We start from the raw sequence: 13987 nt of genomic DNA, 5'->3' as shown, positions 1-13987 counted from the left end.
GCACGTGATCGGGATAGGGTCGCTGCAGGCACGCGCTCCCATGCACTCCCCCTCCCCTGTCCCGGCTCCGGTCGCCTCGGAGGGCTCGCCCCTGGCGGATGGCGAAGGTTCGCTCGGCGTTCTGGTCTGCGGCCATGGCAGCCGCAACCGGCTGGCCGTGGCCGAGTTCGCCAGCCTGGCCCGGCAGTTGCAGCAGCGCTTCGATCCGGTGCCGGTGGCCTACGGCTACCTGGAATTCGCCACACCGATCCTGCGGGAGGGGCTGGAAAGCCTGAGGCGGCAGGGGGTGAAGCACGTGCTGGCGGTGCCGGCCATGCTCTTCGCCGCCGGCCATGCCAAGAACGACATTCCCTCGGTGCTCAACACCTACGCGGCCGAAACCGGCCTGCGGATCGACTACGGCCGGGAGCTGGGGGTGGATCGCCGCATGATCCAGGCGGCCGGTGCCCGGCTGCGGCAGGCGCTGGCGGCCGCGCCCGGGGATGTGCCCCTGGAGGACACCCTGCTGGTGGTGGTGGGCCGGGGCTCCTCCGATCCCGATGCCAACTCGAACGTGGCGAAGGTGACCCGCATGCTCGTGGAGGGCTTCGGCTTCGGCTGGGGCGAAACCCTCTACTCCGGCGTCACCTTCCCCCTGGTGGAGCCCGGACTGCGCCATGTGGTGCGTCTCGGGTATCGCCGCATCGTGGTGTTTCCCTATTTCCTCTTCTCCGGTGTGCTGGTGAGCAGGATTGCCCAGCACACCGACCGTGTGGCGGCCGATCATCCCGACGTGGAGTTCGTCAAGGCCTCCTATCTCGGTGACCATCCCCATGTGCTCGACACCTTTGTGGAGCGTGTCGAGGACGTGGTGCGTGGCGATACGAACATGAACTGTTCCCTGTGCAAATACCGCGACCAGGTTCTCGGTTTCGAACGCGAAGTGGGAGCTCCCCAGCACAGTCACCATCACCATGTGGAAGGGCTCACCGAGAGCTGTGATCTCTGTGAGAACGAATGCACCGGGGCCTGCCAGCCCGACGGCGTTCCCGTGCCCCTGGCCGGACACCACCACCACGACCACGCCGCCCATCACCACACGCCCTATCCCCATGCCGACCACCCCCTCGGTCCGCGAACCCTCAGAGGCGGCCACGGCTCCGATGGGGCCCCGGCGACGGGCCAGGCCGTCTCGTCCGGACCTGGTCTGGTGAGACCAGCAACTGATCAGAACAATTGATCTGTCCTGAGTTTCCCCATTCCTGCCCTGTTTTCCCCAGTTCGGCGGGGGGTTTTCCACAGAATCTGGCTCCTCTGCGCCGTTCCGGCGTGCGGCCTGTGGATTCTCGCCGTCTGTTCAGATTGCTCTTGACAGAGTTGGCGAGGGGTTGCAAGCCCGATGGAGGCACCCGCTCCCGCTGGCTCAGATCCCAGTGCGATCCCCCTGTCTCATCCTGAAAGCCGGTGGGCCAGCGCCGAAGACGACGCTTTGACGCCCCCGGGGCCGTTGTGGCGTACTGGGCGCGATTCACGGGCAGGGGCATCACCGAATGGACGACATCCTGGGTACTGGGCATGAAGCCTCGGGTCGGGAGGCGGGGCTGGTTCACCCTTCCATCCCGGGAGCCGTCTCGGGGATGCAGAGCTCGCCTGAGACGGGGACGTGGCCTCAAGCCGCCAGTTCGCCCTGCGACGAGTGCGCCGCCCATCTGGAGGCCGAAGTTCCAGAAGTGCTCTTCCACGGACTGCGGCAGTTCCTGGATCACCATCCGGAGTGGAACCAGCACCGGGTGGCCACCTCGGCCCTGGCCACGTTCCTGTTCCAGAACGGCTGCAAGGACACCTGTGTGAATCAGCACTATTTCAGTGCGCTCTTCCTGCGCTGACACCGAATCCCTCGATGCCGCAGGGATGGCTGCAGGCCCCTGGATGAAGGATGGCGGCACAATAAAGGCGGGACGAAAAAAAGGGCGAAGGTGCCAACCCTCGCCCTTGTTCTCCCTTGCCCGACCCTGTGAAAGGTCGCCCCGTCATTGTGCAGACCGTCCCCCGGGGCGGTTGTGACCATGGACACCGGATGGCAGCGCGTGTCTGGATCCGCTGACTACCCCTCGCCCCGCCGCAGCCGGGTCGCCGCGGCCTCGCAGGCCCGCCAGGTGATCGCCATCTCCGTGAGCGTCGGGCTCTGCCAGCCGGCGCTCGGCCAGCAGGCGCCATCGGTCACCAGCAGGTTGGGCGCCCGCCAGCACTGGTTCTGGGGGTTCACCACCCCGTCCTCCTCCCGGGCGGCCATGCGCGCTCCCCCCAGCTCATGGATGTAGTAGCCGGGGGGCGGAGCACCGCTGCGGGTGGCGAAGCTGCCCCGGATCCACGGCTCCAGCAGGGGCAGCACGAAGATCTCCTCGATCGGCCGCACCGTGCCCCCCGCCGCCGCCACCACGGCATCCATGCGCCGCTGCATGTGGGCCACCATGGCCGTTTCGTTGGGACCCCAGGCCAGGCTGATGTGGGGGGTGGGCAGGCCCCAGGCATCGAGCCGGTCAGGGTTGAGGGTCACGTGATTGGTGCTCTGGGGCAGCACCTCCCCGTGGCCGATCAGGAAGCCCACCGCCTCACCCCGGCGCCGTTGCAGCAGGCTGGGCGGGTCGAAGCGCTGCACGGCGGCCCAGAGGCCGTAGCCCCGGCGGAACTCCAGCGGGCTTCCGGGCTCCAGGTTCACGGTGTTGGGGATGAAGCAGCTGCCGGCGCCGGAGAGTTCGGGCGGCTCGGGCGGCGGCTCCACATCCGGGATCGAGAAGAAGCGGCTGGTGGAGATGTGGTCCATCAGGTAGCGGCCCAGGCTGCCCGAGGGGTCCACCAGTCCGCGGCCGCTGCTGGCCGTGTTGCCCTCGCTGGAGTGGAGCACGATCCGCAGGGTCTCGATCGTGGAGGCGCACAGCACCACCAGGGGCGCATCCAGCTGCTGGCGCGCGCCACTGGTGCTGTCCACCACCACCACGCCGCGGGCCCGGCTGCCGTCGGGGCGCATCACCACATGGCTCACCACCGCGCCGGTGCGCACCGTGGTGCGGCCCGTGGCCAGGGCCCGCGCCAGGGTGCTGCCGGTGCTGGCGGACCGGGCCCAGCCCCGGCCGCGGTGCAGGCCGAACCCGCGCGAGTGGATCAGCGGCAGGTCCAGCTGCTCGGCTGCGGCGCGCTGCAGGTGCCGTTCCCCGGGGGTGAGCGGCAGGGGATCGAGAAAGTGGCCGTCCGGCAGCTGGGGCAGGCCATCGGGGTGGCCATGCACCCCCAGCAGCGTCTCGAGACGGGTGTAGTAAGGCGCCAGCTCCTGCTCGCCGATGGGCCAGGAGGGTCCGTGCCCGTCGCGCTCACCGGCCTTGAACTCGTAGTCGCTCAGGCGCAGGGTGATGCCGCCCCAGGTGAGGCTCTTGCCGCCCAGCTGGCGCCCTCGGGTCCAGAGGAACGGCCGCTCCGGTGGCGTGGTGTAGGGGTTGCGGCGTTCATCGATGAACAGCTCGGGGTTCTGTTTCCAGTAGCCCGGGTGGTGGGCCTGCACGCGGTGGCGACCGCTGGAGAGATGGGCCAGCCGTCGCACCATGTTCGCCGGCTCACCGCCGTAGGCCTGGCGGGCGGTGAGGCTGGGCCCGGCCTCGAGCACCAGCACCCGAAGCCCCGCCTCGGCCAGCACCATGGCAGCCACCCCGCCGGTGGCGCCGGATCCCACCACGATCGCGTCGGGCTCCGCCAGGGGGGGCGGATCACTGCCGGGGGGCATCAGCGGATGTCTCAGCTGGCGGCGAGGCTCGCATCCAGGCGGATCAGGCTCTGCAGCAGCACGTTCACGCCCTGTTCGCACTGCTCGGGGGAGGTGAATTCGTCAGCCGAATGGGACACGCCATCGCGGCTGGGCACGAAGATCATCCCCATCGCCGTGAGCCGGCCCAGCTCCTGGGAGTCGTGGCTGGCACGGCTGGGCAGGTGGGTGTAGCTGAGCCCCAGCTGCTGGCAGCTCTCGGTGATCACCTCCTGGATCATCGGATCGGCGGGGCTGGGATCCACCACGAACTGCGGTGTCATGGCGATCCGGGTGCGGCTGGCCACGGCGATGTTCTCGATCTTGCGCTCCAGGTGGGCGCGCATGTGGTCGATCACGCTGTGGGACAGATCGCGCATGTCGAGGGTGAACTCCACCCGTCCCGGCACGATGTTGGCTGCGTTCGGCCACACCTGCAGCTTGCCCACGGTGGCCACCGGATCGCCGGGGAAATGGAGCGCCATGTCCTCCACCGCCAGGATGATCTGGGCGGCGGTGGTGAGGGCGTCGCGGCGCATGCCCATGGGCGTGGTACCCGCATGGTTGGCCTGGCCGGTGACGCTGATGGTGTAGCGCTGCTGCCCCACCACCCCCTCCACAACACCGATCTCCTTGCCCACGGCCTCGAGCACGCCGCCCTGCTCCACGTGCAGCTCCAGAAAGGCCGCGATCTCCTCGGGGGCACGGCGGGCGCTGGAGCGCTGCTCCCAGTCGCCGCCGATGCTGGCCAGGGCATCCTCGATCGGCAGTCCCAGGGCGGTGACGTAACTGGCGGGGTCATCGGAGCCCCGTCCCACCAGGGTCTTGCAGCCCACCATCGAGCTCTCCTCGTCGGCGAACACGATCACCTCCAGCGGGTGATGCAGCCGCTCCCCCTGCTCGGCCAGCACCCGCACCACCTCCAGCCCGGCCATCACACCGAGGGCACCGTCGTAGCGGCCCCCTTCCGGCACCGTGTCGATGTGGGAGCCCGTGGCCAGCACGGGAGCCTGGGGGTCGAGGCCCTCGTAGCGGCCGATCAGGTTGCCCGCGGCATCGATGCGCACCTCCATGCCCGCCTCCCGCATCCAGTCCTGCACGAGGTCGCGGGCGGCCCGGTCCTCATCGCTGAAGGCCAGCCGGCGCACGGCACCGGAGGGCAAGCGGCCGATCTGCGACAGCACCTCCAGGCTTCTGGCCAGCCGATCGCCGTTGGCGCGCAGGCCCAGCGGAAGACCGGAGGGCCGCAGTGGACCGTTGAGGCTGGCCTGGGAGCCGACGCTGAGCTGGGTCATGGCGGAGCGGAGCGTTGGGGCCGATGGTGCGCTACGGCACAACGCGCCGGAGCCGGATCGTCAATCATTCCACCACGCTGAAATTCACGGCCCTCGCGTGATTCAGAGCCCATCTGAAATCGCACCCTCCTCCCCATCCACCCTCCTGCGATGACCTACTCGATCGTTGCCTGGGACGCTGAGACCGGAATGACCGGCGTTGGGGTGGCGACCAAGCATCTGGCGGTCGGCTCGCTCGTGCCCCATGCCCGTGCCGGTGTGGGAGCCGTGGCCACCCAGGCCAGCACCAATCCCTACTTCGGGCCCTGGGGCCTCGACCGGCTGGAGCAGCTCCAGCTCGAGAGTCAGGGGCAGCTGGGGGCCGAGGCTGTTCTGAACTCCCTGCTGCAGGACGACCCCGGTCGTGACGGACGCCAGGTCCACCTGGTGGATTCCCAGGGCCGCACCGCCGCCTGGACCGGTCCCGACTGCGCCGGGCTGGCAGCCCACCGCTGCTACCCGGGCTTCTCCGTGGCCGGCAACTACCTGGCGTCGGAGCTGGTGCTGCTGGCGATGGCCGAGGCCTACATGGCCGCCGAGCGCCACGGCCTGTCCCTGGAGCATCGCCTGCTGCTGGCCCTCGAGGCCGCCGAGACCCATGGCGGCGACCACCGCGGCCGCCAGTCGGCGGCCCTGCTGGTGATGCACCAGGAGAGCTACCCCCACATCGACTTTCGGGTGGATCACCACCCCGAGCCCCTCGTGGCGCTACGGGAGATCCTGGCGGAAGTGGAGCAGCACTACTACACCGGGTTCCGGGCCACCCTGCCCACCACGCTCGGGGTGGCCCAGACCGCGGAGCTGCAGGCCACCGAGCTCCAGAGTGCGGAGCTCGAGGCCACCGAGCTCGAGGCCGACGAAGCTCAGCCCTCCGACATGCCGATCAGCGCGTAGGCGGGCTGCGCCTCCTCCTCCCGGTGGAGGCGCCAGCCGAGCCGATCGGCCAGCTCCCGGGCCTGGGCCGGAAGATCGGCGGCCACGAACAGCTGGTGCATGATCTGCACCCCGATCAGGTGGTTGATCACGGCATCGAGCTGCACCCGGGTGGCCGCGCTGGTGGCTGGGTCGTCGTGGCGGGCGAACAGCTGGGCCACCCCCTCGGCATCCAGCAGGCCGGCCTCGGCGATCGCCGAGGGACTGAGGTAGCGATCGGCCAGGGATTGCATGGCGGCCCGCTTCTGCTCATCGGCGTGGGCGGGAGGGGCCATGAAGGCGAATTTCTCCCGGCGGTAGAGCTGCTCGGGCAACAGCCCCCGCATGGCCTCCCGCAGCACGTATTTCTCGGTTTTGCCCTTGATGCGCAGTTCGGGGGGCACCTGCACGGCCACCGCGGCCAGATGGTGATCCAGGAAGGCCGGCCGGGCTTCCATGGCGTGGGCCATGTCCACCCGGTCGCCCCCCCAGGTGAGGATCTGCCCTTCCAGCATGGTCTTGATCCACACGTACTGAGCCCGGTCCAGGGCATGGCGGCCCTCCAGCTGGGAGGGATCGAGGGTGGCCGCAATGGCGGCCCCGGGGGCGTAGCCGCTGCAGGCCTGGCGATGCTCGGTTGCCAGCAGATCCGGCACCAGCGGAGCGCAGGCCAGCCAGGGCTGCAGGCAGCTGGGGGTGAAGCCCACCACCGCCTCCAGGGCCGGATCGTTCACCTGCTCCTCCGCCAGCATCGCGCCCTGCACCAGCTGGTTGGCCTCCTGCAGCAGCTGTTCCCATTCCTGCCGGTCGGCCTCGGGCAGCTCGGCCAGACCGTGCAGGAACATGTCACGGCGGAAGGCGGGATAGCCGCCGAACAGCTCATCGGAGCCTTCGCCCGTCATCACCACCTTGTAGTGGGAGCGGTTCACCTCCCGGCTCATCAGGAACTTGGCCACCGCCAGGGTGTTGTAGATCGTGCGCTCGGTGTGCCAGATCGTCTCCTCCAGGTGGCCGTAGAGCTCGTTGCCGGAGAGGCGCATCACCAGCTGGTCGGCACCGGTGGCCTCGGCCATGGCGGTGGCGATCGGCGTCTCGTCGTAGCGGCTGTCGTCGAAGCCGATCGTGAACGCCTTCACCGGGTTCTGGCTCACGGCCGCCGCCAGCCCCAGGATCGAGCAGGAGTCGATGCCGCCCGAGAGGTAACAGCCCACCGGCACGTCGGCCACCATGCGCACCTCCACCGCCTCCAGCAGGGCCTGGCGCACCGCAGCCACGTGATCAGCTTCGCTGCGGCTTGCGTCCCGTTCGCCCTGGCGGGGGAAGTTCACATCCCAGTAGGGCTGGTCGTCGATCACGAAGTCGCCGTTTCGGCGCTGCACCGTGAGCACGTGGCCGGGCCTGAGCTGGTGCACGCCCTCGAAGGCGGTGGTGCCGGGCACCATCGTCTGCATCAGCTGGTGGAAGAGGCCTTCGGAGCTGAAGCGCCGCTGCACCCCCGGGTGGGCGAACAGCACCTTGAGCTCGGAGCCGAACACCAGGCCCTCATCGGTCAGCGTCCAGTACTGGGGTTTGACGCCGAAGCGGTCGCGCACCAGATAGAGGGTGTCCAGACCCTGGTCGAACAGGGCGAAGGCGAACTCGCCCCGCAGCAACGGCAGACTCGCCTCCAGGCCCTGGCGCTGGTAGAGGCGCAGCAGAATCTCCGAGTCGCTCTTGCTGCTGAACCGGGCCCCCTGGGCGGTGAGCGAGGCCCGGATCGCCTGGAAGTCGTAGAACTCGCCGTTGTGGGCCATCAGCAGCTGGCCGTCCTCGGACACGAAGGGCTGGCGACCCCGGTTGGCGTCGAGATCGATGATCGAGAGCCTGGCGTGGCAGAAGCCCACCCCCTGGCCAGGGAGGCTGCGCACCCCGAAGCCGTCGGGTCCGCGATGCACCTGGATGGCGGCCATGTTCACGAGCAGCTGCTCGTCGATCGGCCGCTGGGCCTGGCGGTGAAAGATTCCCCCGATGCCACACATAGGTCGAGAAGCTGCTGGTGAACGAAGTGAACGAGAAGAAGGCCTGATCGGATCAGGCGGGAGCGACGCCTAGATGACGTCCATCACCTGGGCGGTGCGCTCCACCATGCAGGTGAGCAGGGCCATCCGGATGAACACGGCGCCGCGGGCCTGGGAGAAGTACCAGTTGTGCGGGCTGTTGTCGAGGCAGGTGCCGAGCTCGGCCCCGCGGGCCAGAGGGTGGAGGATGATGGCCTCAGGCTTGTAGGGAAGGTCGGCCGTGAGGTGGAAGCTGCGGCCGTGCACCTCATAGCTGTCCCCCACCCAGGCGATGGCATTGATGTAGATCACATCGAGCTCGGCAATGGCCCCCATCAGGTCGTCGCTGGTGACCACCGTGATCCCGGCCGCCTCCAGTTCCTGCCGTTGGCCGGGATCGAAGTAGGTGTCCGGCGCGCTGGGGTCGATGCCGGGCTCGTGGAACAGCACCAGCTCCCGGATCATCTGGGGGAACTTGGTGAAGATGCGCAGCAGGGAGCGCACGGTGCGCATGCGGCCGGGGATGCCCACCACGCCGATGCGGATCCGGGCCTGTTCGGTGATGTCTTTCTCCACCAGATCGGGCCGCCACTTGAAGATGGTGTAGAGATCGGCCATCGCTTGGGTGGGGTGTTCGTCGATGCCGTTGCCCGCATTGATGATCGGAATCCTCAGCGACTCACTCATCTGGTAGATCGCCTCGGCATTGGTGTCCCGCAACACCACGCAATCGCCGTAGTTGTTGAACATTTCCGCCACGTCCCGCAAGGATTCGCCCTTGGCGATGCCGGTGGTGCTCCGGTCGGTGATCGTGATCGTGTCTCCGCCAAGGCGGTGCCAGGCACTGTCGAAGGAGAGCCGGGTGCGGGTGCTGGGTTCGTAGAAGGCGTTGATGAGGATCTTGCGCTGCAGTGGACTGTTGAAGCGGATGTAGCGCTCGGGATTGCTTTCGAATTTCGCGGCCAGGCGGAACACCTGCAGCAGGGATTCTGGGCTGTATTGCAGGGTGGAGATCACATGCTGGTTCATCAGATCCTGCAGCGCCTTTCCGTTCTCCCGTATCTGCTCCAGCAGGGCCTGTGGGTGGGCGTTCCCGTAGACGTCCGGGCCGAGCCGGGTGAAGTGGGGAGTGTGCATCATCAGGCGTGATCCCGGCGCTGGGGATGTTGCGAATGAAGTGTGGAGTTCTCCATCATGAGTCGTGTTGAGGATGTCGGTCCGGAAATCTTGTGTTTTCTGCAACATCCCCGCAGGCGCACGTAGCAACGCGCACCGTTTGCCCTCCTCCTCACCACACCTTGCCGCCGCGCAACTCGATCGCCCAGATCGTGAGGATCACCAGGGTGGCCAGCACCAGTCCGGCGATGCTCCCCACCACCACAAGATTGAACAGCGAGCGCGGCAGCAGCCACTGGGGGCCGGCAGCCGGCGCTCCGGCCGCCGCGGCGAATCGAATCAGCAGGTCAGGAACGGACATGGCCAGGGCAGGACGGCGTGGAGGGCGGGCGCGGAGGACGGGCGTGGAGGAGGGCAGGGAGCCTCAGGCGGATTCGGCGGTTCCGGCCAGCCGGCGCCAGTCGAAGCGTTCCGGCCAGCAGCGACTGCCCAGGCCCATCACCACGGCGGACACGGCGGCGGAGATTAGGGCGGCGCAGTAGGGGGCGATCAGCCAGTAGGCCAGCAGTCCGGTGACGGAGCCGAGCACCATGGCCAGCGAGGCCGCCTGACGGTTGGCCTGGCGCCAGTAGAGCCCCATGGCGATCGGCCAGATGGTGGAGGCCACCAGCGCGCCGGTGAACAGCAGCAGCTGGTACATCGAGGTGATGTACTGCCAGGAGAGCACCATGGTGAGCAGCCCCAGCCCCACCACCACCTGGCGGGCCACCTGGCGGACCTGATGGTCGCTGGCGTCGGGTTTGAGCCAGTGGGCCACCACGTCCTCGGCGATCAGATCGGCACTGGCGGCCAGCAGCGAGTCGAGGGTGGAGGTGAGGGAGGCGAAGATGATCACGAACACCACCGCGGCGCCACCGCTGCCGAGCAGCTGGGCGGTGACGATCGGGAACACCATGTTCACCTGGGGGATCGGCAGGTTCTGGGCCAGGGCCGTCAGGGCGATGGCGCCCGTCACGACCGGCACCGTGACCCAGGCCAGACCCCCCAGCACGAAGGAGCGGAACACCACCGAGGAGCGGCTGGCGAACACCCGCGACCACCAGATGTTGTTGTGGAACACCTCCCCCATGCTGAACAGGCCGGTGTTCCAGGCGAAGAGCAGGCCGGTGGGCAGCAGCAGGTTGAGCCGGGAGGGGTTCTCCGCCGCAAGGGCGGCGTACACCTGATCGCTGCTGAAGCGGCTGAACCCGAGCACGGCCACCAGCACGAGCAGCCCCATGATCAGCATCGACTGGATGAAGTCGGTGCCCACCACCGCCCGCATGCCGCCGAACAGCGTGTAGATGGTGGACACCCCGATCACGCACACCATGCCGAGCCGGTAATCGAAGCCCGAGAGCGACTGCAGCAGCAGCCCCGCCCCCATGCCCTGGGTGATCAGGAATCCCAGGGTGTAGGCCATGGTGATCAGCAGGAAAATGGCCCAGCAGGCCCTGCCGTAGCGCAGCCGCACGAAGTCGCCGCTGGTGCGGGCCGTGGGCATCAGCCGCTTGATCCGCACCGCCAGCGGCGCGAACAGGAACAGGCCGAGGCCCGCCAGGGCGTAGCCGAACATGCCCCAGAGCCCGAGGGTGTAGCCCACCTCGGGAGCGGCCAGGGTGGTGTTGCCGGTGACCCAGCTGGCCATCAGGGTGGCGGTGCTGAGGGCCAGGCCGATGTTGCGTCCCGCCAGCAGGTAGTCATCGGCGTCGCCCTTGCCCCGCTTGCCCCACCAGATTCCGAGGGCGATCCAGAGCACGGAGAACCCCACCAGCAGGATCCAGGCCGTGCCCTGGGGCAGCATCGGCGGTGTGGCATCAGTCATGGCTGGGGTCGTCGAAGGGATCGCGCTGGTGCCAGCGGCGGTGGCCCCGCAGGATCATCACCACCGTGGCCAGGGTGACCAGTCCGCCCAGTCCGAAGATGAGGATGGCCTGCTGCAGCTCGGTCAGGGCGAGAGGCATCAGGCGGAAGGCAGGCTGAACAAAACGCCGGACACAGGGCTGAGCACAAAAAAAGCCCCGGCGATCCGGAGCTTGGTTGGGAGCAATCAAATGGTGGCGGGGGCGAGATTTGAACTCGCGACCTTCGGGTTATGAGCCCGACGAGCTACCAGGCTGCTCTACCCCGCGTCACAGGCGAAATTGTACCAGCCGGTGTCCGCCGATACAGGTGGGGCCCTCTTGGCCAGGCGTCTCCAGACCAGGCGTCTCAGTCGAAGCGCAGCTCCCCCACCACCTCCAGCTTCAGATGGGGGGCCGGCTCCATGAACGCCTGGCGCAGCTCCTCGAGGGTCATGGGGGTGAGCCAGTCGAGCTGCTCCAGCAGATGGAGCGCCACGGCGTGTTTGGCGCGGGCCGATCCGTCCTCCACCTTCACGGCCACCCCCAGCCCTTCTCCGACCCGGCTCAGGCACTGGATGCCCTCGGCGCCCCCCTTGCTCAGCACCTGCCCGTGGCCGCGGCGCATCAGTTCGGTGTCGAAGCGACCGTCGCCCGCCACCAGGTCGGGATGGCTGAGCATGGCGCGGCTGAGCCGCTCCAGATCGGGCTGGGCGCCGGCACCCAGGTGGGCGTAGAGCAGGGCCATCTGGGCCAGCTGCAGCTGCAGCGTGGGAGCGCCGCAGTCGTCGCGGGCCGCCACCAGTTCCGCGGCCGGCAGGCCCAGCAGCTCGGCCACCCGTTTGAGCACCTCCTGCTGCAGCGGATGCTCCAGCTGCAGGTAGCTCTCCAGGCTCCAGCCCATCCGCCGGCAGGTGGCCAGGAAGGCGGCGTGCTTGCCGGAGCAGTTGTGTTCCAGCGGGCTGCTGCCCAGCTCCGGAACCGGGCTCTGCAGCTGTTCGGCCTCCACTTCCGCGCCCCAGAGCAGCCGGAACGCCTCGCGGGCGTGGCGGGAGGTGCCGGCGTGGGAGGCACAGGCGATGGCCAGGCCCCGATCACCGCAGTTCACCTGGTCAGCCGTGCCGCTGGCCACGAACACCGAGGCCTGGAAGGGTTTGAGTGCCGAGCGCACGAAGCTCAGATGCTGGGGATCCCCGGCCCGCATCAGCACCCGTCCCCGCCCATCGCACACCACGGCGTGCACCCGGTGGCGCGATTCGACGATGCCGTTGCGCAGCAGCCGCACCTCCAGGGGCGGGATGCTGGAGCGGCCGCTACCGCCGAAGCTGGAGGATAGGGTCATGGGAGCCGGTCGGTCTGGCCGTGCTCACAGAGCCTGACAGAGGCTCGCCCCCACCAGCATCAGGGTGGCGGCCAGGCCGATGGCCTGCTGCAACCGCATCAGGATGGGGCGCACCTGGTGCTGGGCCACCAGCAGATCCTGCTGACGCCAGGCCAGGGGCTTCTCCCAGACCTGGCCGTCGTACCAGCCGGATTCCTCGTACTCCACCCGTTCGCTCACCAGCCGCTGGTGGATGGTGCTCCAGCCCAGCCACTGCCGCACCAGCAGCAGGGTGGGCAGGGCGATCCCCGCCACCGCGCCCGCCGCCACCATGCGGGCCGGGTCGTGGCGCAGCACCCAGCTGCCGCTCGCCACCACCAGGGTGATCGGCAGCACCGACAGCCAGCTCACCGCCAGCGGACGCAGCAGACCGGCAAGACTTTGGGCGGGCCAGGCGAAGAACCAGGAGCGGCTCAGTTCCTCGTACTGACGCAGCGGGCGCTGTTCGGCCGGCACCGGGCAGGGCCCCAGCAGCTCCATGGCGAACGTCAGACGGCGGGTGCGGATTCCGAGCCTAGGTAGGGCACCTGTTCGCCGTGGCCCCAGAAGGATTCGAGGTCGTAGTAGCTGCGCTCGGCCGGGGTGAGCACGTGCACGATCACTTCGCCGTAGTCGAGCAGCACCCAGCGGCCCTCGGCCTGGCCTTCCCGGCGCAGGGGCAGACGGCCCAGCTTCTCCTCGAGCTTGTCCTCCACCGAGCGGGCGATGGCGCGCACCTGCACGTCGGAGAGGCCGCTGCAGATCACGAACCAGTCGGCCAGCGATGACACCTCATCCACCCGGATCAGGCGGATGTCCACCGCCTTGCGGTCATCGCAGCCTTCGGCCACCAGTCGGGCCAGGGCCTCGGTCTGGGGGTCGCGGGGTGTGGCGGAGGGGTGCAGGGCCGGCTCAGCCATAGACGTTCTCGCTGGTGACCGACTGGCGGGAGCCCTGCTGCTGGGCCATCTCGGCGCGGGCCCGGCCGGCGCTCTTGCGCAGGGCTTCGAGGCGGTCTTCGTAGAAGGCGCGCTTCTTCTTCTTGCGGGTCTGCTCGGCGAGCTCCTTGAGCGCCCCGCCGAGGCTCTTGTAGGCGTTCGGCAAGGTGTAGCCGAAGCGGCAGGCCAGATCGATGGCCCGCTCGTCGGCGCTGATGGCGTCCTGCAGGCGCTTCTCGGAGTTGTTCTTCAGATAGAGGCGGTAACCCGCGAAGCCGGAGAGGCCGAGGGCCATCAGCAGCAGCAGGCCGTCCTGCACCCAGAGCTCACCGATGGCACCACCGAGGCCGATGGCCAGCGCGGCCATTTCCCAGCCGTCGCGGGGCACCGCATCGTTCTGGATGCGGCCCACCTCATGCCAGAAGAGGAGGTTGCGATGATCCAGGGCCAGCGCATCCCATTTCTCCAGATCGAGCTGGATCTCGATCTCATCCCGACCGATCTCCTCGATGGTGATGAGCGGGGGTTCCACCGACGCCGCGGCTTCCACGAACACCCAGCTCTGCATTTCGGGAGGCAGCAGCCCCTTCAGGCGCTGGAGTTCGCTCATCGACGGGATCAAAGGAGGTGGTCCACCAC

At 68.5% G+C, this 13987-nt stretch carries 14 protein-coding genes and 1 tRNA gene; 3 read left to right on the top strand and 12 right to left on the bottom strand.

The window, feature by feature from the left end:
• Window positions 1–40 precede the first annotated feature (40 nt).
• Window positions 41–1219, top strand: coding sequence for a sirohydrochlorin chelatase (locus tag CPCC7001_RS04990; RefSeq protein ID WP_006910856.1), 1179 nt, complete (start codon window positions 41–43; stop codon window positions 1217–1219).
• A 397-nt stretch (window positions 1220–1616) separates the two neighbouring features.
• Window positions 1617–1865: a DUF2811 domain-containing protein gene (locus tag CPCC7001_RS04985; RefSeq protein ID WP_043368628.1), complete on the top strand. Its 249-nt coding sequence runs from the start codon at window positions 1617–1619 to the stop codon at window positions 1863–1865.
• A 218-nt stretch (window positions 1866–2083) separates the two neighbouring features.
• Here the strand turns inward: CPCC7001_RS04985 and CPCC7001_RS04980 are convergent, their stop codons facing one another.
• The gene (locus CPCC7001_RS04980; protein WP_006910780.1) at window positions 2084–3754 is read right to left on the bottom strand and encodes a GMC oxidoreductase; all 1671 of its coding nucleotides are present in this window, start codon (window positions 3752–3754) and stop codon (window positions 2084–2086) included.
• Between the two features lie 11 nt (window positions 3755–3765).
• The gene (locus CPCC7001_RS04975; protein WP_006911057.1) at window positions 3766–5067 is read right to left on the bottom strand and encodes a Zn-dependent hydrolase; all 1302 of its coding nucleotides are present in this window, start codon (window positions 5065–5067) and stop codon (window positions 3766–3768) included.
• A 150-nt stretch (window positions 5068–5217) separates the two neighbouring features.
• Here CPCC7001_RS04975 and CPCC7001_RS04970 point away from each other — a divergent pair, with 150 nt between their 5' ends.
• Entirely contained in the window at window positions 5218–6000 is a 783-nt protein-coding gene (locus CPCC7001_RS04970; RefSeq protein WP_071778268.1) for a DUF1028 domain-containing protein, read from the top strand.
• Here CPCC7001_RS04970 and asnB read toward each other — a convergent pair.
• The 10 genes from asnB to CPCC7001_RS04925 all read right to left on the bottom strand — a co-directional run bounded on the left by asnB (window position 5970) and on the right by CPCC7001_RS04925 (window position 13958).
• Window positions 5970–8036, bottom strand: a complete 2067-nt coding sequence (gene asnB, locus CPCC7001_RS04965; protein ID WP_006910736.1) for an asparagine synthase (glutamine-hydrolyzing) — start codon at window positions 8034–8036, stop codon at window positions 5970–5972. The genes CPCC7001_RS04970 and asnB overlap by 31 nt on opposite strands.
• A 69-nt stretch (window positions 8037–8105) precedes the next feature.
• Window positions 8106–9194 carry an aspartate carbamoyltransferase gene (locus CPCC7001_RS04960; RefSeq protein WP_043368627.1) on the bottom strand — a complete coding sequence of 363 codons (1089 nt, stop codon included), beginning with the start codon at window positions 9192–9194 and terminating at the stop codon, window positions 8106–8108.
• Between the two features lie 148 nt (window positions 9195–9342).
• Window positions 9343–9531 (bottom strand): hypothetical protein, encoded by a 189-nt coding sequence (locus tag CPCC7001_RS04955; protein WP_006909694.1) that lies wholly within the window; start codon window positions 9529–9531, stop codon window positions 9343–9345.
• A gap of 63 nt (window positions 9532–9594) precedes the next feature.
• Complete coding sequence (locus CPCC7001_RS04950) at window positions 9595–11034, bottom strand: urea transporter (protein WP_043368626.1); 1440 nt, start codon at window positions 11032–11034, stop codon at window positions 9595–9597.
• Window positions 11027–11173, bottom strand: a complete 147-nt coding sequence (locus CPCC7001_RS15015) for a hypothetical protein (protein WP_006909700.1) — start codon at window positions 11171–11173, stop codon at window positions 11027–11029. The genes CPCC7001_RS04950 and CPCC7001_RS15015 overlap by 8 nt, the downstream gene beginning before the upstream one ends.
• 91 nt (window positions 11174–11264) lie before the next feature.
• Window positions 11265–11341 (bottom strand) — tRNA-Met (locus CPCC7001_RS04945).
• 79 nt (window positions 11342–11420) lie between these two features.
• Window positions 11421–12392 carry an asparaginase gene (locus tag CPCC7001_RS04940; protein ID WP_006910044.1) on the bottom strand — a complete coding sequence of 324 codons (972 nt, stop codon included), beginning with the start codon at window positions 12390–12392 and terminating at the stop codon, window positions 11421–11423.
• A 24-nt stretch (window positions 12393–12416) separates the two neighbouring features.
• On the bottom strand, window positions 12417–12911 hold the full coding sequence (locus CPCC7001_RS04935) for a CGLD27 family protein (RefSeq protein WP_006911588.1): 495 nt from the start codon (window positions 12909–12911) through the stop codon (window positions 12417–12419).
• A gap of 8 nt (window positions 12912–12919) precedes the next feature.
• Window positions 12920–13330: a ribosome silencing factor gene (gene rsfS / locus CPCC7001_RS04930; RefSeq protein WP_006910290.1), complete on the bottom strand. Its 411-nt coding sequence runs from the start codon at window positions 13328–13330 to the stop codon at window positions 12920–12922.
• On the bottom strand, window positions 13323–13958 hold the full coding sequence (locus tag CPCC7001_RS04925) for a DUF3318 domain-containing protein (protein ID WP_006911545.1): 636 nt from the start codon (window positions 13956–13958) through the stop codon (window positions 13323–13325). The genes rsfS and CPCC7001_RS04925 overlap by 8 nt, the downstream gene beginning before the upstream one ends.
• Window positions 13959–13987 lie beyond the last annotated feature (29 nt).

The organism is Cyanobium sp. PCC 7001 (assembly GCF_000155635.1).
Classification (GTDB): Bacteria; Cyanobacteriota; Cyanobacteriia; order PCC-6307; family Cyanobiaceae; genus NIES-981.
The sequence above is the reverse complement of the archived record's forward strand: the minus strand, read 5'-3'. Positions and strand labels throughout refer to the sequence as shown.

Coding starts and splice junctions, on each gene's coding strand:
- CPCC7001_RS15015 (WP_006909700.1), bottom strand. CDS start 11,173: ATGCCTCTCGCCCTGACCGAGCTGCAGCAGGCCATCCTCATCTTCGGA.
- CPCC7001_RS04960 (WP_043368627.1), bottom strand. CDS start 9,194: ATGATGCACACTCCCCACTTCACCCGGCTCGGCCCGGACGTCTACGGG.
- CPCC7001_RS04980 (WP_006910780.1), bottom strand. CDS start 3,754: ATGCCCCCCGGCAGTGATCCGCCCCCCCTGGCGGAGCCCGACGCGATC.
- CPCC7001_RS04935 (WP_006911588.1), bottom strand. CDS start 12,911: ATGGAGCTGCTGGGGCCCTGCCCGGTGCCGGCCGAACAGCGCCCGCTG.
- CPCC7001_RS04950 (WP_043368626.1), bottom strand. CDS start 11,034: ATGACTGATGCCACACCGCCGATGCTGCCCCAGGGCACGGCCTGGATC.
- CPCC7001_RS04970 (WP_071778268.1), top strand. CDS start 5,218: ATGACCTACTCGATCGTTGCCTGGGACGCTGAGACCGGAATGACCGGC.
- asnB (WP_006910736.1), bottom strand. CDS start 8,036: ATGTGTGGCATCGGGGGAATCTTTCACCGCCAGGCCCAGCGGCCGATC.
- CPCC7001_RS04985 (WP_043368628.1), top strand. CDS start 1,617: ATGCAGAGCTCGCCTGAGACGGGGACGTGGCCTCAAGCCGCCAGTTCG.
- rsfS (WP_006910290.1), bottom strand. CDS start 13,330: ATGGCTGAGCCGGCCCTGCACCCCTCCGCCACACCCCGCGACCCCCAG.
- CPCC7001_RS04955 (WP_006909694.1), bottom strand. CDS start 9,531: ATGTCCGTTCCTGACCTGCTGATTCGATTCGCCGCGGCGGCCGGAGCG.
- CPCC7001_RS04975 (WP_006911057.1), bottom strand. CDS start 5,067: ATGACCCAGCTCAGCGTCGGCTCCCAGGCCAGCCTCAACGGTCCACTG.
- CPCC7001_RS04925 (WP_006911545.1), bottom strand. CDS start 13,958: ATGAGCGAACTCCAGCGCCTGAAGGGGCTGCTGCCTCCCGAAATGCAG.
- CPCC7001_RS04990 (WP_006910856.1), top strand. CDS start 41: ATGCACTCCCCCTCCCCTGTCCCGGCTCCGGTCGCCTCGGAGGGCTCG.
- CPCC7001_RS04940 (WP_006910044.1), bottom strand. CDS start 12,392: ATGACCCTATCCTCCAGCTTCGGCGGTAGCGGCCGCTCCAGCATCCCG.